At 63.9% G+C, this 22047-nt stretch carries 23 protein-coding genes, 1 tRNA gene and 1 pseudogene; 10 read left to right on the forward strand and 15 right to left on the reverse strand.

The genetic code is table 11. The features are described 5' to 3' along the window. Positions 1-234: 234 nt before the first annotated feature. Positions 235-1374 carry a M48 family metalloprotease gene (locus B5X69_RS04035; protein WP_079637427.1) on the forward strand — a complete coding sequence of 380 codons (1140 nt, stop codon included), beginning with the start codon at positions 235-237 and terminating at the stop codon, positions 1372-1374. A gap of 249 nt (positions 1375-1623) precedes the next feature. Then, on the forward strand, positions 1624-3081 hold the full coding sequence (locus B5X69_RS04040) for an alpha/beta fold hydrolase (RefSeq protein ID WP_079637428.1): 1458 nt from the start codon (positions 1624-1626) through the stop codon (positions 3079-3081). Between the two features lie 143 nt (positions 3082-3224). Here B5X69_RS04040 and B5X69_RS04045 read toward each other — a convergent pair whose 3' ends face one another. The 6 genes from B5X69_RS04045 to B5X69_RS04070 all read right to left on the reverse strand — a co-directional run bounded on the left by B5X69_RS04045 (position 3225) and on the right by B5X69_RS04070 (position 9716). Beyond that, positions 3225-3923: an ABC transporter ATP-binding protein gene (locus tag B5X69_RS04045; RefSeq protein ID WP_079637429.1), complete on the reverse strand. Its 699-nt coding sequence runs from the start codon at positions 3921-3923 to the stop codon at positions 3225-3227. Further along, a complete protein-coding gene (locus tag B5X69_RS04050; protein WP_079637430.1) occupies positions 3920-5125 on the reverse strand; it encodes an ABC transporter permease in 1206 nt (401 codons plus the stop codon). Before B5X69_RS04050 ends, B5X69_RS04045 begins: the two co-directional genes overlap by 4 nt. A gap of 1 nt (position 5126) precedes the next feature. Continuing rightward, positions 5127-6176, reverse strand: a complete 1050-nt coding sequence (locus B5X69_RS04055) for an efflux RND transporter periplasmic adaptor subunit (protein ID WP_079637431.1) — start codon at positions 6174-6176, stop codon at positions 5127-5129. 62 nt (positions 6177-6238) lie between these two features. After that, a complete protein-coding gene (locus B5X69_RS04060) occupies positions 6239-7084 on the reverse strand; it encodes a MipA/OmpV family protein (RefSeq protein ID WP_079637432.1) in 846 nt (281 codons plus the stop codon). Positions 7085-7227: 143 nt separating this feature from the next. Beyond that, the gene (locus B5X69_RS04065) at positions 7228-8712 is read right to left on the reverse strand and encodes a phytoene desaturase (RefSeq protein WP_079637601.1); all 1485 of its coding nucleotides are present in this window, start codon (positions 8710-8712) and stop codon (positions 7228-7230) included. A 35-nt stretch (positions 8713-8747) separates the two neighbouring features. After that, a complete protein-coding gene (locus B5X69_RS04070) occupies positions 8748-9716 on the reverse strand; it encodes an NAD(P)/FAD-dependent oxidoreductase (RefSeq protein ID WP_245798572.1) in 969 nt (322 codons plus the stop codon). A 193-nt stretch (positions 9717-9909) separates the two neighbouring features. On the opposite strand from B5X69_RS04070, the gene B5X69_RS04075 reads away from it, so the two are divergent. Continuing rightward, entirely contained in the window at positions 9910-10494 is a 585-nt protein-coding gene (locus B5X69_RS04075) for a LuxR C-terminal-related transcriptional regulator (protein WP_176141507.1), read from the forward strand. Between the two features lie 94 nt (positions 10495-10588). On the opposite strand, the gene B5X69_RS04080 is transcribed toward B5X69_RS04075, so the two are convergent. Genes B5X69_RS04080 through B5X69_RS21320 form a run of 4 tightly spaced genes read right to left on the reverse strand, consistent with a single transcriptional unit; the run spans position 10589 to position 12504 of the window. Beyond that, entirely contained in the window at positions 10589-11428 is an 840-nt protein-coding gene (locus B5X69_RS04080; RefSeq protein ID WP_079637435.1) for a protein NO VEIN domain-containing protein, read from the reverse strand. Positions 11429-11470: 42 nt separating this feature from the next. Then, positions 11471-11896, reverse strand: coding sequence for a type II toxin-antitoxin system VapC family toxin (locus B5X69_RS04085; protein ID WP_079637436.1), 426 nt, complete (start codon positions 11894-11896; stop codon positions 11471-11473). Beyond that, the gene (locus B5X69_RS04090) at positions 11850-12137 is read right to left on the reverse strand and encodes a type II toxin-antitoxin system Phd/YefM family antitoxin (protein WP_245798574.1); all 288 of its coding nucleotides are present in this window, start codon (positions 12135-12137) and stop codon (positions 11850-11852) included. Before B5X69_RS04090 ends, B5X69_RS04085 begins: the two co-directional genes overlap by 47 nt. A 34-nt stretch (positions 12138-12171) precedes the next feature. Further along, positions 12172-12504, reverse strand: coding sequence for a hypothetical protein (locus B5X69_RS21320; RefSeq protein ID WP_176141508.1), 333 nt, complete (start codon positions 12502-12504; stop codon positions 12172-12174). Positions 12505-12906: 402 nt separating this feature from the next. Between B5X69_RS21320 and B5X69_RS04100 the strand changes: the two genes are divergently transcribed. The 5 genes from B5X69_RS04100 to B5X69_RS04120 all read left to right on the forward strand — a co-directional run bounded on the left by B5X69_RS04100 (position 12907) and on the right by B5X69_RS04120 (position 18045). After that, positions 12907-13392, forward strand: coding sequence for a GFA family protein (locus B5X69_RS04100; protein WP_079637438.1), 486 nt, complete (start codon positions 12907-12909; stop codon positions 13390-13392). Continuing rightward, positions 13389-13877, forward strand: coding sequence for an AAC(3)-I family aminoglycoside N-acetyltransferase (locus B5X69_RS04105; RefSeq protein WP_079637439.1), 489 nt, complete (start codon positions 13389-13391; stop codon positions 13875-13877). The genes B5X69_RS04100 and B5X69_RS04105 overlap by 4 nt, the downstream gene beginning before the upstream one ends. A 33-nt stretch (positions 13878-13910) precedes the next feature. Beyond that, complete coding sequence (gene polA, locus B5X69_RS04110) at positions 13911-16721, forward strand: DNA polymerase I (protein ID WP_079637440.1); 2811 nt, start codon at positions 13911-13913, stop codon at positions 16719-16721. Next, entirely contained in the window at positions 16718-17212 is a 495-nt protein-coding gene (locus tag B5X69_RS04115; RefSeq protein ID WP_079637441.1) for a hypothetical protein, read from the forward strand. Before polA ends, B5X69_RS04115 begins: the two co-directional genes overlap by 4 nt. Before the next feature lie 143 nt (positions 17213-17355). After that, positions 17356-18045 (forward strand): CDP-alcohol phosphatidyltransferase family protein, encoded by a 690-nt coding sequence (locus B5X69_RS04120; protein WP_079637442.1) that lies wholly within the window; start codon positions 17356-17358, stop codon positions 18043-18045. Positions 18046-18068: 23 nt separating this feature from the next. Here B5X69_RS04120 and B5X69_RS04125 read toward each other — a convergent pair whose 3' ends face one another. Together B5X69_RS04125 and B5X69_RS21870 are read right to left on the reverse strand one after the other, a co-directional pair. Beyond that, complete coding sequence (locus B5X69_RS04125) at positions 18069-18959, reverse strand: prephenate dehydratase (RefSeq protein ID WP_079637443.1); 891 nt, start codon at positions 18957-18959, stop codon at positions 18069-18071. Further along, positions 18914-19441, reverse strand: coding sequence for a hypothetical protein (locus B5X69_RS21870; RefSeq protein WP_245798577.1), 528 nt, complete (start codon positions 19439-19441; stop codon positions 18914-18916). Before B5X69_RS21870 ends, B5X69_RS04125 begins: the two co-directional genes overlap by 46 nt. On the opposite strand from B5X69_RS21870, the pseudogene B5X69_RS22400 reads away from it, so the two are divergent. After that, positions 19373-19552 (forward strand): annotated as a pseudogene (locus B5X69_RS22400) (c-type cytochrome); the annotation flags it as partial. The gene B5X69_RS21870 and the pseudogene B5X69_RS22400 overlap by 69 nt on opposite strands. A gap of 57 nt (positions 19553-19609) precedes the next feature. Here the strand turns inward: B5X69_RS22400 and B5X69_RS21325 are convergent. Next, positions 19610-19679, reverse strand: a tRNA-Pro gene (locus B5X69_RS21325). A gap of 115 nt (positions 19680-19794) precedes the next feature. Here B5X69_RS21325 and B5X69_RS04135 point away from each other — a divergent pair. Continuing rightward, positions 19795-20223, forward strand: a complete 429-nt coding sequence (locus tag B5X69_RS04135; RefSeq protein ID WP_079637445.1) for a c-type cytochrome — start codon at positions 19795-19797, stop codon at positions 20221-20223. A 76-nt stretch (positions 20224-20299) separates the two neighbouring features. Here B5X69_RS04135 and B5X69_RS04140 read toward each other — a convergent pair whose 3' ends face one another. Continuing rightward, positions 20300-21169 (reverse strand): LOG family protein, encoded by an 870-nt coding sequence (locus tag B5X69_RS04140; protein ID WP_079637446.1) that lies wholly within the window; start codon positions 21167-21169, stop codon positions 20300-20302. Between the two features lie 37 nt (positions 21170-21206). Beyond that, positions 21207-21899 carry an extensin family protein gene (locus B5X69_RS04145; protein WP_245798579.1) on the reverse strand — a complete coding sequence of 231 codons (693 nt, stop codon included), beginning with the start codon at positions 21897-21899 and terminating at the stop codon, positions 21207-21209. Between the last annotated feature and the right edge of the window lie 148 nt (positions 21900-22047).

Consider the following 22047-nt stretch of genomic DNA (forward strand, 5'->3'; position numbering starts at 1 on the left):
CTGCTCCCCGTCACTGCAACGTCGCGCCAACCTACGCAAATCCGTCGCAGAATAGTCCCCTCGAACGCCAATCGCTCCCGCCATCACGTGCCTCCTACTGTTCGCGATGGTGAATCAGAAAATCAGCCGCTTGGGAATCCACTCCGTGAGTCAGCCTCAACGGGATTTGGTATAAGCCGATGCAGTGCTAACTTGCAGGCACGAGTGGAAATCAGGGTGGCGGGGGAGGGAAGCATGGTCGGAAAAGAGAATGATGTTGCGCGGCATTTGTGGTCCCAAATGTTCGAGCGGTCCGCCGGACACCCTGGCGCCGCCGTCGTCGATCCGGCCTACGATCCATCAGAAGATCAGGCGCGGGCTCGCGCTGCCTTCGCCGCCGCCGGCTGGAATCACGAGCAGATCCACGCGCTACGCGCAGCGACTGACGCTCACCAAGCTGCAGCGCCCGTCACCAGCCCTGGCGTAAACCCTTCGGCAGAGGCTTTTCACGCTGCGTTGTGCGATGAGATCGAAGCGGAGATGGCGCGGCAGGGGATGACGTCGCAGCAGCAAGTTGCAAGGGGGATCGAACCGCGCACGGGACCCTTCGCGTCGAAGGTCGGCGTTATCATGACCGAAGAGAGCATCATAACGACCGGTGCTTTCACCTATCGGTTCTGCGGCCTTATCGCGAAAGCCTTCTACCGCACAGTCATGTTGAATGCTTGGTATTGGCAGTCGGATAGCTACACCCGCGAGAAATCAAACTTCCTACTCCGTCGCAACATGGATCTGGCACTCTACTGGAACAAAATATTCATGTCTTTCGCGATGAGCGGAACGAATGCAACGGTGCCCTTCGAGCCCTCGGATCCTGTCGATGTCGTGCTGGTAGAGCAAATCGCGAGAGCGATGGAGTTGTTCATTGTGGGGCACGAATATGGCCATCACCATCTGAGACATGGTCGCAATATTGCAGCAGATCCACGTGTTGAGGAGTTCGCGGCGGATCAGTTCGCCCTGCGGATCGGTAGACCGATCGGTGAACGCGAACGGCGTCCTATCTGGAATCCTTATCTTGTTTCAGGGGCAGGCGGCGTGATCCTGCTCAAAGCGCTCGAATTGACACGAGTCTACGAGCGGGCGCTGGGCGGAAGGATGGCAGGCGGCGATACCCATCCGAGTGCAGAGGAGCGTATCGGCCGCTTCGATTCCGTCGGCGTAATGAAGCCCAAAGAATTTGTCATGCTCAAGGGCTTTAGGACGACCAGCGCGCGCATAATGGATGATGTCTCGGCTCTGATGTCGGATTTTCTAGACGCCATGCCGAAAGATGTCTGGGCAGAGTTGATCGCGATGCGGCGTCGGCTTTGGGAGGAATTACCTCAAGGTTAGTTTGTCCCATCTAGTGCTTTAAAGCCAGCGGGACGGATCTGTTTAGGGGGGCCTCCCTTCTCCACGATGCAGGTCCCTAGACCAGCGGTTCGTTGATTCAAGCAGGGTCCGCTATTCAATTTCGATTCCCGAAAGCAGACTGGCTGCAAACGGCCATGAGGAGTTGGACGAGTCCTCCATTTAGCACAGTCTTTCGGCCTGGGTTGCTGCAAGCGCAGAATTGCCGCATGATCGCGGTGGGAGGGGCCTATGATACTCGCAGCGCTTGCAGCCACTGTCGCGACCTTCCAATCGGCGCCCTGCCGCCTCGAGAACGTGCCGGCGGGGTATGAGAAGAAGCACGGGATCGAATGCGGATGGATCTCTGTTCCGCGTGATCACGGTAAAACTGACGGTAAGTCGATCCGTCTCTGGGTCGCCCGCGTACGAGGTACGGGAACGGCGCGACTTGCCGACCCGGTTCTCTATATAAACGGCGGCCCGGGTATTGCCACCGTCGACAGTATGCTGCCTCATCTTGAAGAGAGCCAGTCGGCGGCGCTCCTGCGCGAGGGCCGCGATTTGATTCTGTTCGATCAGCGCGGTTCAGGCCGGTCGGAAGAACGGCTTTGCCCCGACCTTGCTGGTCGCCTCAATGAAATCGCGTCGCAGGGACTGGCGCCAGCCGGCCAAAGTGAGCGCGAGCTGGCCGCATTCGCCGACTGTAAGGCGAGCCTGGAAACCGAGGGGATCAATCTCGGCGCGTACAGCACGCGCACGACGGTCAGGGACATGGACGTGATTCGGCGCGCCATGGGGGTGGAGCAATGGAATCTTGCTGCCATCTCCTATGGTACGCTGGTAGCGCTGGATGCCATGCGCGTTTCGACGGGCTCGATACGATCGGTCATACTGAATTCGCCTTATCCGCCCAATAGTGCATCGTGGGCCGAGCAGATAACTGCGGTGGGTGCCGGATTCGCGGCGATTGATCGCGAGTGCGCGGCGCAACCTTCGTGTCGCGCGCGGTTCGGCGCGCTGGGTATGAAGCTTGAGGAAACATTGGCGCGGCTGGAAAACACTCCCCTTCAAGACGGTGACAAGCGTATCACCGGGCGCCAGTTCATGAAGGCCCTCTGGCCTTTGGCGGTCCGCTCTGCGACGGTGAAATATGTTCCATTGGCCATAGACCGTGCGCATTCGGGGGATACCGAGCTCGTCAAAAAGATCGTTGCTGCATTCGGAGGCGGAGGCAGCTTCGGAGACTATTCCCCTGCGCAAGCGCACGCGATCATGTGCCCGGAAAGCGGACGAACGGCAGAGTGGTTCGCCCGTGCGCGCGAGCGCTATCCCGTGATCGCTGGGCAAGACCCTGATGACCGATGGGATCGCTTGTGTGCGACTTTCCGTCCCGGGTTCGTTGAGGCATCGTTTCTGGCGCCCGTAGAGAGCGACATCCCGACCCTGATATATTTCGGATCTTTCGATCCGGCCACCCCTGAGATCGACGCTTATCAGACCGCGCGCCTTCTCTCTCGCGCGACCCTAATCGGCGTAAGCGGGGCATCGCATGGGCCGATGGTGGTGGATGCCTGTACCTCGGATATCGCAAGGTCATTCCTCGCTACGCCGCGCGCCAACATTGATCGGACCTGTATCGCTCGACGGTCCGCCATTGCATTCGCAACTGACGGTCTGGATGAGTTGTTGTCGCCGAATAAAGAGTAGCGTCACCTCTGCGGAGCTACCGCAGATGATGCCGCGGCGATCTCGACTCCCTGAGGTCTGCTTACGAACGCGTCTCGGATGTCAGCGATCTTAGGCTCTCGACTGAAAGCTTCCGACCGTTAATGGCCAGTCGTGGCTCTCCGTCATCGCTCGGTACGATCAGCACTCACCTTTCCGTCCAGAATTTCGATGCGCCGGTCGCACTGCGCTGCGATACGCTCGTCATGCGTTGAAATCAGAAAGCTGGTGCCAGTTTCCGAATTGATGCGTCGTAGCAATTCCATCACGAGGTCGGAGGATTCGCGGTCGAGATTTCCCGTGGGTTCATCGGCGAGCACAAGCGCCGGTTCGTTGATCAGCGCACGCGCCACCGCGACGCGCTGGCGCTGGCCACCCGAGAGTGCGGCAGGCCGGTAATCGCGGCGATGAGCGAGGCCGACCGCGTCGAGCAGTTCGGCCGCCCTTTGGCGCATCGCCCGGGTCTCGCGGCCAGCGGCGGCGGCCGCAGGCATCATGACATTTTCGAGCGCTGACAGGTCCGGGAGCAGGTGATGGAACTGGAACACGAAGCCGAGGCGCGTGCTCCTGAATACGGTGCGCTCGGCGTCGGAGGCCACGGACAGGTCGACGCCGAGCATCGCATGCTTGCCGCCCGTCGCGCGCATCAAGGTGCCAAGGATGTTGAGCAAGGTGCTTTTGCCCGACCCCGACGGACCGAGCAGAGCCACCATTTCACCCGGCGATATCGCGAGATCGACGCCCTTGAGAACCTGCACCTCATTCTCGCCGCTGCCGAAGCTCTTGGTCAGTGCTTCGACGATCAGGATCGAGGCCGCGGTCATGCGCCGATCGCTTCCACCGGGTCGATCCGCGCGGCGCGGCGGGCAGGAAGCAGCGACGCCAGCATTGCGGCGAGCGAGGTCAGCAGGATTGCCAGCAGGAAATCTCCCTGGTTGCGGTCGATGGGGAGGGCGCCGCTCTCGATTTCGCTGACCGGGGGAAAGGGGAGCAGCGCGAGCCACGCGATCGAGGCGCCGACCACACCGCCAACGAGCCCGAGCAGCGTGCCCTCGATGACATAGATGGAGACAACGAGGCGCTTGGTGGCACCCATTGCGCGCATGATCCCGATCTCCGCCTGGCGCCGCGCGATCGACAGCAGCATCGCGCTGGCGATGCCGACGATGATCGTGACGAGCGCAAAGCTCTTGATGATCAGCCCCGTTCGCGCCTGGGCGTCGAGACCTTCGAAGAGCTGGCTGTTTTCGCTCGTCCACGGGATCGCATCGAGCCCCGTCGAGCGGCGGAGGCGCGCGGCGATCGCATCGGCGTCGGTCGCAGGGTTTACCTTGACCTCGATCCGCGTGACGCCGGTCGGGAGGTCGAACAGGGCGCGGGCCGCGGTAAAGTTCATATAGACCGCCTGCCGGTCAGCGCTGCCGATGCCGAGCGTGAAAATCCCCTGGACCCGGAGCGAGCGCGAGCGGCCACGGTCCGACGCGATCCGAATGACCTGTCCGGCGCGCAGGTCGAGATGGCGGGCAAGGCGGCTGCCGATCAGGATGCCGTCGGGCGGCAGATCGGCGGTGCCGCTGACGACGGCGCCGGCGATGTCTGCTATGGCCGACAGCTTGTCGGGCGTCACGCCGACCACGCCGACCGGCGCGACCGCTTGGCCGCGCTCGATGAAGGCGCCGCCGGTGATTTGCGGGGACACGGCGGTGACCTTCCCCGTTCCTTCGATGACCGCGATCAGCGGTTCCCACACCGGAATCTGGTCGCGGCGTCCAAGGTCCTTCTGGCGCACGCGCTGGACGGCGTCGCCCGCCGCGATGGGAAGCGGGCCGCGCTCGGGCGCTTCGAGCACGATGTGCGGGATGCTGCCGACCGTCCGGGCGGTCAGCAGCTCTGCGAGGCCCCCGATCAGCGCGCTCATGAAGACGAACACGCTCACGCCCAGCGCAACGCCGGTCACGAGCAGCGCGGTCTGGCCACGATGCGACAGGAGATGCCTGACCGCCAGTTTGAATGCATAGGGCGACACGTCAGTCGGCCGCGCGCACTTTGTCGCCGGGAGCTGCGGCGGAAGGGTCGAGCAGGATGCGCTCGCCGGCGGAGAGGCCCGCCGTCACGATCACCTTTTCGGACGGCCAGTCGATAAAGCGGACGCTGCGTTCGGCGACGACGCCCTCGCGGCCGAGCAGGCGCACCCGCGCGCCGTCGGCGGCTTGGACGATGGCACTGCGCGGAATACTGATTGCGCGCTCGCGCCGCTCGATCGTCAGATCGACCGACACCGTCAGGCCCGAGGGGACGACGACATCGGCGGCGTCGAGCCTGAGCCGGACTTCCCGCGCGCCCGTCTCGGGATCGATGCGCGGTTCGACATGCGCGACCCGCGCCGTCCGCATGCCCAGTTCGGGGATCATGACCTTGGCGGCCATGCCGGGCCGGATCGTTGTCGAATAAAGCTCGTCGACCTCTATCCGGATTTCCGGGTTCGCAAGGTCGGCGAGCCGGTAGATCACCGATTCTGCTCCAACGGCCTGTCCCGGATCAACCGGGCGCTCGAGGATTACGCCGCTGAACGGCGCCCTCAAAGTGCGGCGATCGCGCAACTCGCGGGCTTGGACGACGCTCGCCTCGCGCCGCTTTAGCTCGCGGTCGCCTTCGGTCACAGCGAGCCGCCGCTGTTCGACCTCGCGACGGGTGGTGAACTGACCCAGCGCCTCGAACCGAGCGAGGTCGCGCCGTGCTTGCGCGACGACCGCTCGCTGGGCCTGGACGGACGCTTCGGCTTCGGTAATCGCAGCGGTTTCGGGGCCATCGTCGATGCGGGCCAGTATCTGTCCCTGGCTGACGCGGTCGCCGACGTCAAAGGGCAGCGCCACAAGTTCGCCCCCCGCAGTAGGCCGGATGTCGATTTCGAGCCGTGGACGAACCCGCCCGTTGAGTGCGAGCACCCGCTCGGCAGGGGCGACGGTGACGGTGAGGACCGGAACGTCCTCGTCGCGTGGAGCCAGAAGCCAGACTGCCGTCAGCGCAAGCAGCAAACCGGCCAGGGCGCCGACGAACCATTTGGTTTTGCTAGCCATCGCCGTTCCATGTCATGTCGAGGAGGTCCCGCCAAGTCTCGCGACGAATGCGGAAGCGTCGGTCAAAAACTATATGCGATGCCGCCAGCCGCAAAGAACTGGTTCGGGGTGCCCGTATCGACGACGATCGGGCTGGCCGCGATATCGCCCTGCAATCTTTTATAGCTGGCGATGCCGAACAGCGACCAGCGGCTTCCCGGACGCCCGATCGAACGGGTAACAAGCATATTGGCGCCGATGCTCGCCAGTCCGCCCTTCGCTCGATAGGCGGCGAGGCCGCTCGCGGCCGCGCCGCCCAAGGTCACACCGAAATTATAGTCGGCATAGCCGCCACCGACGAACTCGCTGGTCAGGGCTGCTCGCACAAAGGCGCGCTTGCTCGCCAGTCGGCTGTATTCCACGGAGGGGCTGACGATGTGACTGCTGTGGGCGCCTGCGACATCCCACGCAGCGGTGACGGCCAGCGCGAGGCGATCGGTGCGGTCGAACACCCCGCGCAGACCGATCGATCCGCGTAAGCCGAGTTCGACTGCGGTGTCGAGTTTTCCGAGCGCAGCGACGCGCGCGTCATCGACCCGGCTGGTCCGGTTGAGCCGGAGCCCGACTACAGGACCCAGTTCAAGGTCGATCTTGCGGGCGTCACGGTTCGGGATCGCATCGACAAAGAGCTGCGGACCGTTCAACTGGAAATCATGGCCCGCGACGGTGCCGCTCAAAACCCCTCCCGGAATAATCTTATAATCTCCCGAGCCATCGTAAGTTGGCGTGATACCGGCGCCGAGACCGAAGAGAATCCTGTCGCCCGCGGGTCGGGCGGACGCGGCGCTCTCGGGTCGTTCCTGCGCGGCGGCGGCGGTGGCCAACATTGTGGTCAGGATGCTGCCGATTATCCGGATGGCGCGTAACATGAAATTCTCCGTGACAGGGGAAGGGGGAAGGGAGTTCTGCCGGTCATTGGTGCTGAGCGGGACAGGGGTGCCGCCGCAACATGTCCCTTTGGGCAGTTCGTCATCCTCGCTCGTGTCAAAAGATGCGCTCCGGCGTCATGCGCTCATCGCGCTTTCGCGTCGGCCGAGATGAGCGCGGCGGTCGCCTTGGCGCTGGCGACGACGCCCGGAATACCAGCCCCGGGGTGGGTGCCGGCGCCGACGAAGTAGAGATTGTCGATGACATCGTCGCGATTGTGCGTCCGGAAAAAGGCGCTTTGCGTCAGTGTCGGCGACAGGCTGAACGCGCTCCCCTGATGGGCGGCAAGGTCAGCGGCGAAGTCGTTGGGGGCATAGTGGTGACAGGTGACGATGCGGTCGGCGAGTCCTGGGAGCAGCCGCTTTTCGAGCATGTCGAGGATGCGAAGGGCAAGCCTGTCGCCTTCGACCGTCCAGTCGACCGGCGCGTGGCCGAGGTGCGGGACCGGAACAAGTGCATAAAGCGTGCTGTGGCCGGGCGGGGCAACCGATGAGTCGGTGGCGCTCGGATGATGCAGATAAAGTGCGAAATCGTCGGCGATTACGCCGCGCTTGTAGATGTCATCGAGCAGCGCGCGATAGCGCTCGCCGAAAAGGATCATATGGTGGGGCAAATCGGAAAACCGGCCACGAACTCCAAGGTGAAGCACGAAAAGGCTCGGTGTCCAGGACTTGCGTACGAGACGGCGCGCCGATCGAGCCCCACGGGGGTGATCGAGCAGGTCGCGGTAGCTATGCATGACGTCGGAATTGCAGGCGATCGCGCTCGCTTTGAGGCGCAGGCCGCTGGCAAGCGTGACTGCCGTACAGCGGTTGTCGTGCGTGTGTATCCGGGTAACGGCATCGCCCAGGATCGTGGTACCGCCCAGCCGTTCGAAACGGGTTGCCATGGCCGCGACGAGACGGTTGGTGCCGCCGCGGGCATACCAGACGCCGCCGTCCTTCTCGAGCTTGTGGATCAGCGCGTAGATGGCGCTGGTCTCCAGCGGGTTGCCACCGACCAGCAGCGTATGGAAGGAGAAAGCTTCACGAAGCTTGTCGTTCGCAATGAAGTCGCTCACCCGCGCATATACCGACTTCCATGCCCGTTGCCGCGCCAGCGCGGGCGCGGCCCTGAGCATCGACTTGAAATCGAGAAAGGCGACGGCGCCGAGCTTGACATATCCTTCGGCGTGGACGGCCGCCGAATAATCCAGAAAGCGCTGGTATCCGGCGACATCCGCCGGGTTCAGCGCGGCAATTTCGCGCTCCAACGCGTTCTCGTCATTGCTGTAGTCGAAGGTCGTGCCATCGAGCCATTGCAGCCGATAGAAGGGCATGACGGGAAGCAGGTCGACATCGTCGGACAGGCGATGACCGGACAGATCCCATAATTCCGCCAGGCACGACGGATCGGTGATGACGGTCGGTCCAGCATCGAATGTGAAACCCTCGCGCTGCCAGACATAGGCTCGGCCGCCGGGACGGTCGCGCGCTTCGACGACCGTCGTGGAGATTCCGGCCGCCTGGAGCCGGATGGCAAGTGCCAGGCCGCCGATCCCGGCGCCGATGACGACGGCGTCTTTCAATATTCGATCCTCGATGTCTGGAGTGGCTGGGGCGATGTTCAGGATTGCGCCGGAACTATTGGGGTGCCGACCGCCTCTGACGCGATCGCCACGCCGAGGGCATTGCCGCTTTGCCATGCATATTCGACGAATCCGTGCGAGAGCCAATCACCGCATGCGCCGATGCCGATGGCGCCGTTCCACAGATGACCGAGATCGCTTCCCGACGGGTGGGCGAAACGCCATCGCTGGGCGTCGGCGAGCAGCGGTTCGGGCAAAGGCTCGCCGGCGACATCTTGGAAAATCGCAAACAAGGCAGAAGATACCGCCGAAGGCTCCTGTGCAATATTGGCGTCGCTCCAGTTCCAGTCTGCTTGAACCACCCAATGTTCGGCATCGCCCCGTCCCGGCCGCGCATTGCTGCGCACGGCATGGACGAGCGGCGCCGGTCCGCGCAGGAAGTCGGGCAGGACGGCGATGCGCTCGGGAAACAGAAACGTCGCGCTCCACACCGGCCGCGAGGTAACGCCCATGGCCGCGCGCGCCATGTCGAAATCGTGGAGCGACAACAGCGGCGCCGCCTGCTCGGCCGGGATTGCGAGGACCGCGGCGTCGAAATCATCGAAGCGCTGCTTCTCGCTATGAATCGTCCAGCGCGGCCCTTGGCGCGTAACGGCGGTAATCGCGGTATCGAAGCGAATATCGTGATGGCGCGCCATATCCATGAGCGGAGCGTCCATCGTCGGGGTTCCAACCCAGGCGTGAAGACCCGCCGCTGGCCAAGGTGCCGCGAGATCGCGCGCGTGCCAGTCGTCGACGAGCGCCTTGAATGCATTCGAACGGACGGTGAAGTGGGTCGCGCCATGGTCAAAACTGATGTCGGCGTAACCGCTCGCGGCTTTACGCGTCGACATGCGGCCGCCGACTGCGCACGACCTTTCGAATATCGCGGGGACGTGTCCGGCCGCGCGCAGTGCGTTCGCGCAGGCGAGGCCGGCAATCCCGGCACCGATCACCGCGACGCGCATCATTCCCGGCCTTCGCGCCGTTGGCGCGCGAGGACGCGGGGGGCGCGGTGCTCCGCTGCGCAAGAATGGGACCCGGAGGGGCAACAGGGAAGCGCGTGCCGAGACATGCGCCAGGATTTCGCTCGCGTCCGGTCTTGCCGCAACATGTCCGTTCGGGCAGGTTGAACGTCAAAAAGAGTAAGGATAGGGTCTCATGTCTTTGAGCGCGATGATCGCCACGAGCCCGATCGCGGCGGTGATCAGTAATCCGCGGTTGCCGGATAATCCGATCGTCGAATGCAATGAAGCCTTTGTGGCCCTGACCGGCTATGCGGCGTCGGAAGTTATCGGCCGCAACTGTCGCTTTCTCGCGGGACCGGGGACGGAGGCCTCGCTGACCGCCGAACTGCGCGCGGCTATACGCGAACATCGCCCGGCGCTGGTGGAGATACTCAACTACCGGAAGGGCGGACATGCCTTTCGCAATGCCGTGCTTGTCGCACCGATCTTTGGGAGCGACGGGTCGCTCGAATATTTCCTCGGGTCACAGATGGAGGTCGAGGCGCCATCTTCGTTCGCCGACCGGCAAGGCGAAGCGCGCCGTAGGATCGAGCGCCTCTCCCCTCGCCAGCGCGAGGTGTTACTTTTGATGGCGGCTGGCCAGCTCAACAAGCAGATGGGTTTTCAACTCGGCCTCTCCGAGCGGACGATCAAGATGCATCGCGCTGCGATGCTCCGCGCCCTTGACGTCGAAACCAATGCCGATGCGATCCGGCTTGCCGTAGAAGCCGGCTTTTGATTCACCGAGCGATCCGCCAAGGTGCACAGCCTGCGCTCGAAATGTCCGCTTTTTCTGTTCGATCGCCAAAAGCCGTCAGGCCGAAAACGGCCCCCTATAAGAAGTTCGCCTGATAGCTGGTCGCCATCAGCGACACATGCGCTTCCAGCGGCGGACGCAGCTCGAACGCCTTTGGCTCCCGCGCAAAATTCCACAATCGCACCAGCCGCCAATCGCTGCGCCGCTCCTCAGCGACGGCCAGCTCATTGCGCGTGATGTGAAACGGCGTGCGCTCCCAGCCATTGGTCGTCTTCACCTCGATCAGCCGATCGCGGCCGTCGGTGTCGAAGCTCAGGATGTCATAGCCAGCACCATCGCCATCGACATGGGACACCCAGCGGATGTGCTCGGCGAGATCGGTCCGGCCGGCGGCGAGCAGGCTGGCTCGCTCATGGGCGAGGACGCGTTCCTCGCCAGCGCGGCCCAGAGCCCGATTGCGGGCATCGCGCTCCGCCACATCGTACTTCCGGGCAATGGCGGTCATCTGCTCGAGCTCGTCGGGCGGCGGCGCATTGCTGTGCGTCGGCGGCGGCCCGATCCATAGCTTTGCTTCTTCCCGAAGTGCGGATGGCCACGGACCCATTGCCATCCTCGCGGCCGGCGCGAGCCAATCCGGATGACGCTCGAGCCAGCGCACCACCGCATCGACGAGCGAGGCCTGGAAATTGAAGGCCGGCTTGTAGCCTGGAATCCAGTCCTCCCCGAGCCCCTTGAGCACAGCGCTGATGTTCTGATGCTTGTATTCGATCGAGCCCCGCGGCCGATTGATCACGGCCTGCAGCAAGCGGTTATGCTCGGCCTTGCTGTAGGGGCGCCCCGCGATGTCGTCGCCAAGCATCGCGAAGTAATCCGCGACGATCGCATCATTCTGCTCGTCGGACCAGTCACTGGCCATGGCAGCTCCAGATCAGACCGGCCACGCTGGAGAAGCCTGGGATCATGCCAGCAACTGCGCTGGCACACCGAGCACCGGCCCGGCGTGGACGAGCCGCTGGTCGAGCGTATGTACCGTGGCGCCGTGCTCCGACGCGACGGCAAGATGCAGCGCATCGCCGGCGCGAAGCCCCAAGGCGTGCTGATCGGCAAATCTTGCCGCCGCCCGAAATTGCCCACCCGTCACGGGCAGCACGGTGAAACTCTCGGCAACGAGCTTATTGAACATGGCTAGCGCCGCCGCGCGCTGCTCGAGGGTGATCTGTCCAGTCCGCAACTTGTTCGCTATGGCCGACGACATCTCGGTGACGGTCCAGTCACTGATCAGAAGCTGCGCCGGGTCCTGCTCGGCCAGCCACGCCTGAACGCGCGGCGTCATCGCTTCATTGGAGAGCGCCGTGACGATCAGCGACATGTCGAGATAGAGCATCAGTAGCGATCGCCATCCCGCACGACCGCACGAGATCGGCGGCACCCTGAGACTGCGGCGGCATCGCGGCTGTCAGCGACTGGAGCAGCGCGGCATCGATCGGCTTGCGTGGTCTTGCCACGGCGGTGAGCCGCGCGACCGGCTTGCCGCGGCGGGTGATGTCGATCGAATCGCCCGCCTCGACCCGGTCGACCAGCTCGCTCAGATGGGCTTTCGCATCCGCCAGATTGATTGCGTCCATGTCACGCTCCTGACCATGTAGATGGTCATATAGCTCAGTCGGCCTGAGAATTCCAACGCTGCTGGCGATCCCGAGGACGCACCGTGTTGGTTTTGATCGTTGGAATCATCGGGAGTACCGTCAGCAGCAATGAGGCCCCCGACGGCACTTTTCGGCCTAAGATGCGGACAATACGCAGTTTTCTATTGCACGCGCGCCCCAAGGCCGCACCTCGCCAAGCTCCATTGCCCGCCTTGAACGGGGTGATCCAGGCGTTGCCATCGGAACGCTTGCCGACGTTCTCGTTGTGCTCGGTCTTCTGGAGCGGCTCGCTGACCTGGTCGATATCCGCAAGGACGATCTGGGACTGGCGCTGGCAGCGGAGCACGGACCGCGCAGGGGCCGCTCCTTCGCGGCAAGGCTGAAAAAGCAGAAGGCTCCGACGGAGGAGACGCAGGATCGACAGGACGTTGTGGATCCTGACGGGGCCTCTTTCTAATGGCCGATTTCGTCGCCCGTGTCGCACTTGGCGAAGGCCGGACACCGGTTGGCCAAATGCGATTCACTCATGCCGGGTCACGGCAATTCTCGTAGGCCAGCAGGGGAAGCATGACGATGACGCGGCGCGGTCCGGTCCCTGGGGCTTCGGTGCATCACGGGTGGCGAAGAGGTGCGTGCCCGCACGGCAGGCGGCGACGGACGCCGACGATAGGATGAGCCGAGACCGCCGCCAGGCCGGGTAGCCGTGCGGCAGATTGTGAGTGACCGCAGCCTCTGGTAGCGTACGTCCATGAAGAGGATCGAAAACGATATATCGGGCGGGTGCCAGTGCGGGGCGGTGCGCTATCATGCCATCGCGGTCCTTGACACCTCGCACATCTGCCACTGCCGCATGTGCCAAAAGGCGGTAGGCAATTATTTTGCCGCGCTCGTCGGGATACCCCGCGACGCGCTGGCCTGGACACGAGGCAAGCCCGCGACCTTTAAAAGTTCCGATCCGGTGGAACGCGGCTTTTGCCGCGACTGCGGGACGCCGCTCTATTATGATTTTCTTGGCGCTGATTATTTGAGCGTGACGACCGGCTCGCTCGACGAACCCGCACGCTTTCCCCCACGCCGACAATATGGCGTAGAGGCACGGCTACCCTGGTTCGACAGCCTCGCAACACTGCCCGGTGACAGCGCGACCGAAGACGCGATGCCTGCCGAAGCCGCAGCCATCCGCGCGAGCCGTCACCAACATCCCGATCACGACACCGAGAATTGGCCACTGTGAATTTCACGATCCGGCGCTTAGGTCCTGCCGACGCGGCCACGATGCGTGCGCTCAATCGCCTCTACGCCGACGCATTCGGCGATAGCGAGACCTATGCGCCCGATCGCCCGGACGACAATTGGCTCGCGCACCAGCTCGGCAACAATGCAGTCATCATACTCGTTGCCGAACGGGAAGGAGCAGTCGTTGGAGGCCTGACCGCCTACGAACTCCCCAAGCTCGAACAAGCACGTAGCGAAATCTATCTCTATGACCTCGCCGTGAGTGAGCCTGATCGTCGCCGCGGCATCGCAACCGCTCTGATCGGCGAACTCCAGCACATCGCCGCACAGACCGGAGCCTGGGTGATTTTCGTCCAGGCCGATTATGGCGACGACCCGGCCGTCGCGCTCTACACCAAGCTCGGCGCGCGCGAGGACGTGATGCATTTCGACATCGCCCCGCGCGCCCGGGAGGAATGGAAGAAACCGGGAACATCGCGCTAGGCCCCCTCGCACACCCCTGCTACACCCCGCGCCATGTCCGATAAGAATCATCTCTATCTGGTCGATGGCTCCAGCTATATCTTTCGCGCCTATCACCGCCTGCCGCCGTTGACGAACCCCCATGGCGTGCCGGTCGGCGCGGTTTATGGCTACACCACCATGTTATGGAAGCTGGCGAAGGATCTGAACGACGCCGAAGAGCCCACCCACCTCGCCGTCATCCTCGACCATTCGAGCCAGTCGTTCCGCAACGAGATTTACGACCAGTACAAGGCGAACCGGCCGCCGCCGCCCGAGGACCTGGTCCCGCAATTCCCACTGATCCGTGACGCGACGCGCGCGTTTTCACTGCCCTGCATCGAGATGGAAGGTTTCGAGGCCGACGATCTGATCGCAAGCTATGCCGAGGCCGCGGTACGAGAAGGCTGGGACGTGACCATCGTGTCGTCGGACAAGGACCTGATGCAGCTCATCCGCGAACCCGCCGAGGGACCGCGCGTCGACATGCTCGACACGATGAAAAATGCCCATATCGGTCTGGAGGCGGTGAACGAGAAGTTCGGGGTCCCCCCTGAACTCGTCGGCGACGTCCTCGCGCTGATGGGCGATAGCGTCGACAATGTTCCCGGCGTGCGGGGCGTCGGGCCCAAGACCGCGACAAAGCTGATTCAGGAATATGGCAGCCTGACCGCTGCGCTCGACGGCGCTGCGACGATGAAGCCCAGCAAGCTTCGCGACAATCTCATCGAACACCGCGCCCTGGCCGAATTGTCGCGTGTCCTCGTCGACCTGAAGCGCGACTGCCCCCTCCCCGATCCACTCGATGCGCTGAAGCTCGGCGCGATCCCGGCGGGGCCGCTCAAGCTCTTTCTCGATGAACATGGCTTCCGGTCGCTGTCGGCGAAGCTCGACAATGGCGCCGCGCCCTCGGGTCCGCCTACGCTGCCGCGGAAGGTCAGCGCGTCCGCGGCTGCGTCGAGCGCGCCCTCGACGCCCGCGCTGCCCCCGATGCCAGCGATCGACCGATCGCTCTACGAGACGGTCACGACGATCGAGGCGCTCGATCGCTGGATCGACGCAGCGCGGGAGGCACATATCGTTGCCGTGGACACCGAAACGGCAAGCCTCGACAGCGTCACCGGCACCCTTGTGGGAGTGAGCCTGTCCACCGGACCAGGCAAGGCATGTTACATCCCGCTCGGCCATGGTGGCACCGACATGTTCGCCGAAAGACCGGATCAGATACCCATGGGGGACGCGCTCGGCCGCCTTCACGCGCTTTTCACCGACGAGGCGGTATTAAAGGTCGGGCACAACCTCAAATACGACATCGGCGTGCTCGCGCAGCACGGGATCGGCATCGCCCCCTATGACGATACGATGGTGATGAGCTTCGCGCTCGACGCAGGCAAGCACCAGCATGGGCTCGACGAGCTCGCCAAGCTGCATCTTGAGCACACATGTCTGACTTTCAAGGAGATCTGCGGGACCGGCCGGGCGCAGATCAGCTTTGCCGAGGTACCGCTCGACCGCGCGACCGCCTATGCCGCCGAGGACGCTGAGGTCGCCTGGCGGCTGTGGAGATTGCTCAAGCTGCGTCTGCCGATCGAGGGCGGCACCCGCATCTACGAAATGGTCGACCGCCCTCTTGCGATCATCGTCGAAGGTATGGAACGCGCGGGCATCGTGGTTGACCGCGACTATCTTGCGCGCCTGTCACGCGAGTTCGCGAACGACATGCTGCGCATGGAGGGCGAGATCCACGCCTTGGCCGGCCAGCCCTTCGCGATCGGCAGCCCCAAGCAACTCGGCGAGATCCTTTTCGACAAACTGGGACTAAAGGGCGGACGCAAAGGCAAGTCGGGGGTTTGGTCGACCGATCAGACCGAACTTGAGCGGCTCGAACGCGACGGCGTGCCGATTGCGCGCAAGATCCTCGAATGGCGCCAGCTCGCCAAGCTCAAGTCGACCTATACCGACGCGCTGCAGGAACAGATCAATCCGGTGACCGGGCGTGTCCACACAAGCTACAGCCTCGTCGGCGCGCAGACCGGGCGGCTGTCCTCGACCGACCCCAATCTGCAAAATATTCCGATCCGGACCGAGATCGGGCGCCAGATTCGCGATGCCTTCATAGCCGCGCCGGATCATGTGCTGATGGCGGCGGACTATAGCCAGATCGAGCTGCGCCTCGCTGCGCATATGGCCAACGTACCCGAGCTCAAGGAGGCCTTCGCGCAGGGGCAGGACATTCATGCCGCGACCGCGATCGAGCTGTTCGGCGAGGTCAACCGCGATACGCGCGGCAAGGCCAAAACCGTCAACTTCTCAATCCTCTACGGCATCTCGCGCTGGGGCCTCGCGGGACGGCTCGAGATTACGCCCGACGAGGCGCAGGCGCTGATCGCCCGCTATTTCGAGCGCTTCCCCGGCATTTCGGACTATATCACCGACACGCTCGAAAGAGCGCGCGCGCAGGGCTATACCGAGACACTTTTCGGACGGAAGACCTGGTTTCCGCGCATCAAGGCGGCGAGCCAGAACGAGCGCGCAGGAAGCGAGCGCGCCGCGATCAACGCGCCGATCCAGGGCACCAGCGCTGATCTCATCAAGCGCGCGATGGCGCGCATGCCCGCAGCGCTCGCCGACGCGGGACTGTCGGATGTCAGGATGCTGCTCCAGGTCCACGACGAACTCGTCTTCGAGGCGCCCGAAGCGAAAGCCGAAGCGGCGGGCGAGATCATCCGCCGCGTGATGATGGGCGCCGCCGAACCCGTCCTTACCCTCTCGGTCCCGCTGGAGGTCGAGATCGGGGTTGGCAAGAGCTGGGGCGACGCCCATTGATCGCCGCTCTGCTTCTCCTTGCTGCCGATCCGGCCCCCGCCCCCGCCCCGCCGCCCGCCGAAGCAGCGTCCGTTCCGCCTGCACCGGTCGCGGACAGCGATGTCCGCGAATATGCGGCGATCGTCGGGCGCAAGGCGGTGGGCAAGCCCGTAGCGGGACCATTCGGAAGCGCCGACAAAGTCCTGATCATCGCGCGCGATGACAGGGGCTATCCGGTGATTGGCGCGAGCTTCGGCTTTCCGGTCCGCGAATCGCTGCCCGCCCCGCCGGCCGGCACACTGGCTGTCTTGCGCCTGCATCAGACGCCCAGCGCTGTCATGCCGGGACCGACCGACGACGACCTCGCGTTTGTCGCTGCGAACCGGCTGCCGCTGTTCGTGATCGGTGAATGGGCACGCCCCGCACCGATGTGGGAAGTCGCCTGGCTCGACGGCGCGGTCCGCTATCGCACCGTGGGGGAAGTCGGCGAAATCGGGCCTTGGCGCGATTAGCGATAATCGCCGAACCGTCATGCTTGGCCGACGATTCGAAGACAGAGGAGGGCCCTGCCCTTCCCTTGCCCGCCATTCGAGCCTATGACTGGTGTGTGACGTCTGGCTGACACAGATGTGACGGCCATCGACGAAAGGTCGACATGCACGACAAATTACCCGGTACCGCGGCGGCGACAGTTCAGCCGCCGACGCGCATTCAGCAAAATATTCTCGCGCGCAGTGAGCGGCGCATTCTGAACTGGCTGTGCGCGCGCCTTCCCCGCTGGGTGACCCCCGACCAGCTCACCCTGCTGGGCTTTGGTGGCGCCGTGCTCGTGGCGGCGGGCTATATGCTGAGCTGGATCGACGACGAATGGCTCGGGCTGTCGCTCGTGGGCTACATCGTCAACTGGTTCGGGGACTCGCTCGACGGCAGCCTTGCGCGATGGCGCCACATCGAGCGCCCATCTTATGGCTATTTCGTCGATCACAGCGTCGACGGACTTGCCATTGTGCTAATAGTGGGAGGCCTTGGCGCCAGCCCCTATTTCCGCCTCGACGTCGCGCTGCTGGGGGCAATCGGCTATCTGCTGCTTGCGATCCACACCTTCCTGTCGGCGAAGGTGCTCGGCGAGTTCCGCCTTTCCTACATGGCAGGCGGTCCGACCGAACTTCGCCTCGTGCTGATGGCGATGACGATGATCATGCCCCTGGTAGGCGGAGCGCCGGTGCTCGGCACCGATTTTTCAGCCTTCGACCTGTTCGGGCTCGTCGTCGCCAGCGTCCTTGTGACGCTGTTCGTCGTCCAGAGCTTCGCGACCGCCCGCCTGCTCCGCCGGCACGGCGGCTAGGATCAGCGGCGCGGCGGGAACCGTCAGCCGCGCACCCGAGCCATCGGATAGGTGCCAAGCAGGCGGAGCGACTTGGTCTGGAAATCCAGCTCCTCGAAGGCGAGGTCAACAGCTTCTTCGCCAGGAGCGCCTACGATGTCTGCATAGAAGGTCGTTGCAGCGAAGCTTCCGCCCACCTGATAGCTTTCAAGCTTGGTCATGTTGACGCCGTTGGTCGCGAAGCCACCGAGCGCCTTGTAGAGCGCGGCGGGCACATTCTTCACCTCGAAGATGAAGGTCGTCATCAAGGGCAGGCCCTCGGGCAGCGTCGCGCGCGGCGCGCGCGCGAGGACGACGAAACGCGTCATATTATGGTCGGCATCCTCCATCCCGGTGCCGTGCAGCGTCAGCCCGTAAAGGTCGGCCGCGTGTGGCGGCGCGAGCGCGGCGAGGCCCACCTCGTCGCTGTCCGCGACCCACGCGGCGGCTCCCGCAGTGTCGCTGTGTGCAACCGGCGAGATATTGTTGGCGCGCAGCCATTTGCGGCATTGCCCGAGCGCCTGCTCGTGACTCATCGCGCGCGTGACGGGACCCAGATCGCGGCTCATCAGACCGTAGCGGATCGGCAAGAAATGTTCGCCGACGATCGACAGGCCCGATTCGGGCAGCAGGAAATGAATGTCGGCGACACGGCCGTGCAGGCTATTCTCAATGGGGATGATCGCGCGGTCGACGCGACCTTCGCGCACCGCCTCGATCGCGTCCTCAAACGCATAGCAGGGCAGCGGAAGCGCGGCAGGATCATATTGACGCGCCGCCAGATCGCTGTTCGCACCAGGCGCCCCCTGAAAGGCAAGTCCACGCGCTGGGTCGGCGAGCGCCGCTGCCTTCATTTCATCGACCAACCGCTGCGCCGAAGCCGAATAACTGCCCATATCTGCCTTCCCTGAGGTGCGCGGCGGCGCATAGCCGCACGGTCCGCCGCGTGCAACTGCGCCGAGCGGACTTCATCCCCTTGCGCCGCCGCGCGCGCGCCAGTAAGGGAGCGGCCAATTCCTATCATGCGCCCCCTTCGCGGGCGCCAGCGAACGGGGCTGCAAGCATGGACAATCGCAACAATACTATTGCCGGGTGGATCTTGTTCGCGGGCATTTGCGCGCTTGGACTGTCGATCGGCACCGGCATGTTGAGTGCGAGCCACAATCCGGAAAAGCCGGGCTTCCCGATCGAAGACGCCGACGCAGGCGCGGGTGGCGGCGAATCGGCTGTCCCGCTCGCCAATCTCCTGGCGGCGGCCGACCCGGCAAAGGGTGAAGCCGTCTTCGCAAAATGCGCCGCGTGCCACACGATCAATGCGGGCGGCGCCAATGGCATCGGCCCCAATCTCTATGGCGCACTCGGCAAGCCACATGGTCATGTCCCCGGTTTTTCCTATTCGGACGCGCTGAAGTCGGTTCCGGGTAACTGGGATTTCGAAAGCATGGACGCCTGGCTTACCAGCCCGCGCAAATATGCCCCCGGGACAAAAATGTCGTTCGCGGGTCTCAGCAACCCCGAGGACCGCGCGAACCTGATCGTCTATATGAACGCGCAGGGCTCGAACCTGCCGCTTCCGACGCCCGAGGCCGCACCCGCTGCCGATGCGGAAGCCGCGCCTGTCGATGCGGAGGCCGCGCCTGCCGATGCGGCAGCTGCGCCCGCCGAGGGCGAAGCGGCAGCAGCTCCCGCCGATGCCGCGGCTGCACCGGCTCCCGCCGAAGCCAAGAAATAATGCACTGGGCGCCCGTCGTTCTCGCGGCGGGCGTGCTGACGCTCGCTGGTTGCGGCAAACCGCAAGACGCGCCTCGTGCCGACACCGCAAACGCCGATGTGCCCGCGGTGACGATCGAACCCACCGCAGCGATGGGCGAGCAGCTCTTCAAGCGCTGCGTCGCCTGCCATACGATCGACAAGGGCGGCACCAATGGTATTGGCCCCAATCTTCACGGCGTCGTCGGCCGCCCCGTCGCGGCGTATCCGGGCTTTTCTTATTCGGGGGCGATGAAGGCGAAAGGCGGCATCTGGGACGAGGCTGCGCTCGACGCCTATCTCGCTGACCCGATGAAAAATGTGCCCGGCACCCGCATGGCTTTCGCGGGCGTCATCGACCCGACCGACCGCAAGGCACTTTTCCTCTATCTGGAAGCCCAGTCGAACTGACGCGACCCCGGCGCGCGCCAGAACCGCTCCCAATTGCTCCGTCCCCTGCCGGCTCCAGCTTTCGCGCGGGGGCCGATCAAGGATGCGGGGTGTTCGCGTAGAAATCCTGGATGATCGTCCACGCCTCACCCGCAGTCTCGACGAAGCGGAAGAGATCAAGGTCCGGGGCGCTGACCACGCCTTCCTCGACCAGTGCCTCGAAATTGACGACACGGTTCCAGAAGGATTTGCCGAACAGCACGATCGGGATCGGCTTGATCTTTCCGGTCTGGATCAACGTCAGCAGCTCGAACATTTCGTCGAACGTGCCGAACCCGCCCGGGAACACCGCGACCGCGCGCGCGCGAAGCAGGAAGTGCATCTTCCTGAGTGCGAAATAGTGAAACTGGAAGCTGAGCTCCGGCGTCACATAACGGTTCGGCGCCTGTTCGTGCGGCAGGACGATGTTGAGCCCGATCGAATCGCGCCCTTCGTCGGCGGCGCCGCGGTTGGCTGCTTCCATGATCGACGGCCCGCCACCCGAGCAGACGACGAAGTGGCGGCATCCCTTATCGTCGCACGGCACCTGGCTTGCGAGGCGGGCAAGTGCCCGGGCTTCATCATAATATTTCGCCTTTGCCTTCAGCCGCCGCGCAATGTTGCGGGTCCTATCGTCGGTCGCCGCCGCCTCGAGCGCGTCGGCATCGACGGGTTCGGGAATGCGCGCCGAGCCATAGATGACGAGCGTAGACTCGATCCCTGCCTCGTCGAGCAGCAGTTCGGGCTTCAACAGTTCGAGCTGGAAGCGGACGGGACGCAAGTCCTCGCGGAGCAGAAAGTCGGTGTCCTGGAACGCAAGCCGATAGGCGGCGCTGGCGGTCTGGGGCGTGGAGGTCGCCTGCTGGGCGAATTCGGCGTCGTCCTTGGCCTTGTGGAACCGCGAACGATGGGGTTTCTCTTTTGTCATTGGGGAGCGGCTAGCGATTTCCCCGCGCTTTGCCAAGTCAGCGGCAGTATCCGTTGCCACTCATGTCGAGATGGAAATGGTTATAATGGGCCGCGTTGTAATCGGGGCTGAGCACCGTTCCGAATCGCCGGCACGCCGATTTGTGCAGCGCGCGAAGAAAATCCTGCGACGCCTTGTCGCCGTGCCAACCGCCGTCGAGCATGATCCGCCGACCGTCTGCCAGCACGAATCCAGCGACATCGACAGCGTTCGACGAGGCATGCTGCGAGAGCCGCCCCGAACGGCCGCCATAAATATTGCGGCAACTATAGGTGCCGAAGGTCTCGACTTTCACCGCTTCGGCACCGAAATAGGCGCGCGCCGCGGGGCGTACTGCATATTGGACCCAAGCCGCGAAGTTGCGCGCCAAGGGACAGGTCATTGCGCCCAGATTGGTAACCGGCGTGCCGATATCGAGGAGCTTCACCGAATCGATCGAGGTACAGCCCCCACCATGATTCTGATTGGGCAGCGGAGTGAAGCGCACTCCCGCGCGCTGAAGGTCGACCGCGCACTGCTTCGCCTCTGCACTGGTGAAAGAGGGCGTGCCCACCGCTTGCGGACGATCGGGCCTCGATGCGCTTGTCCGCTTGCCACCACCATATTGCTTCATCGCCTCGGGCGCGCCGAAGCAGGCGGAAAGCGCGAGCGCGGCGGCGACAGCGAGGAGCATCCGGGGCTTGAAGAGCATCGGGATGGTCATGGCGTCAAAATACCGGCAAATTGGTAAAGAAGCTCTTAACCATTGGTTCGGCTCACCGATAATTTCGCGCGGCCTGCGCATTTTGTTTGACAGTTTCGCAGCCCGCCCTAAACGCGGCGCCGGGCCACGCGGTCCC

The organism is Sphingopyxis flava, from assembly GCF_900168005.1.
In the GTDB taxonomy this organism is placed as follows: domain Bacteria; phylum Pseudomonadota; class Alphaproteobacteria; order Sphingomonadales; family Sphingomonadaceae; genus Sphingopyxis; species Sphingopyxis flava.

Bases quoted from the DNA above. Each gene is read 5' to 3' on its own strand.
- B5X69_RS04040 (WP_079637428.1), top strand. From the start codon at position 1,624: ATGATACTCGCAGCGCTTGCAGCCACTGTCGCGACCTTCCAATCGGCG.
- B5X69_RS04045 (WP_079637429.1), bottom strand. From the start codon at position 3,923: ATGACCGCGGCCTCGATCCTGATCGTCGAAGCACTGACCAAGAGCTTC.
- B5X69_RS04135 (WP_079637445.1), top strand. From the start codon at position 19,795: ATGCACTGGGCGCCCGTCGTTCTCGCGGCGGGCGTGCTGACGCTCGCT.
- B5X69_RS04070 (WP_245798572.1), bottom strand. From the start codon at position 9,716: ATGCGCGTCGCGGTGATCGGTGCCGGGATTGCCGGCCTCGCCTGCGCG.
- B5X69_RS04055 (WP_079637431.1), bottom strand. From the start codon at position 6,176: ATGGCTAGCAAAACCAAATGGTTCGTCGGCGCCCTGGCCGGTTTGCTG.
- B5X69_RS04060 (WP_079637432.1), bottom strand. From the start codon at position 7,084: ATGTTACGCGCCATCCGGATAATCGGCAGCATCCTGACCACAATGTTG.
- B5X69_RS04080 (WP_079637435.1), bottom strand. From the start codon at position 11,428: ATGGCCAGTGACTGGTCCGACGAGCAGAATGATGCGATCGTCGCGGAT.
- B5X69_RS04075 (WP_176141507.1), top strand. From the start codon at position 9,910: ATGTCTTTGAGCGCGATGATCGCCACGAGCCCGATCGCGGCGGTGATC.
- B5X69_RS04090 (WP_245798574.1), bottom strand. From the start codon at position 12,137: ATGGACGCAATCAATCTGGCGGATGCGAAAGCCCATCTGAGCGAGCTG.
- B5X69_RS04120 (WP_079637442.1), top strand. From the start codon at position 17,356: ATGCACGACAAATTACCCGGTACCGCGGCGGCGACAGTTCAGCCGCCG.
- B5X69_RS04125 (WP_079637443.1), bottom strand. From the start codon at position 18,959: ATGGGCAGTTATTCGGCTTCGGCGCAGCGGTTGGTCGATGAAATGAAG.
- B5X69_RS04145 (WP_245798579.1), bottom strand. From the start codon at position 21,899: ATGCTCTTCAAGCCCCGGATGCTCCTCGCTGTCGCCGCCGCGCTCGCG.
- B5X69_RS04035 (WP_079637427.1), top strand. From the start codon at position 235: ATGGTCGGAAAAGAGAATGATGTTGCGCGGCATTTGTGGTCCCAAATG.
- polA (WP_079637440.1), top strand. From the start codon at position 13,911: ATGTCCGATAAGAATCATCTCTATCTGGTCGATGGCTCCAGCTATATC.
- B5X69_RS04100 (WP_079637438.1), top strand. From the start codon at position 12,907: ATGAAGAGGATCGAAAACGATATATCGGGCGGGTGCCAGTGCGGGGCG.
- B5X69_RS21870 (WP_245798577.1), bottom strand. From the start codon at position 19,441: ATGACCATGTGGCTTGCCGAGTGCGCCATAGAGATTGGGGCCGATGCC.
- B5X69_RS04140 (WP_079637446.1), bottom strand. From the start codon at position 21,169: ATGACAAAAGAGAAACCCCATCGTTCGCGGTTCCACAAGGCCAAGGAC.
- B5X69_RS04085 (WP_079637436.1), bottom strand. From the start codon at position 11,896: ATGCTCTATCTCGACATGTCGCTGATCGTCACGGCGCTCTCCAATGAA.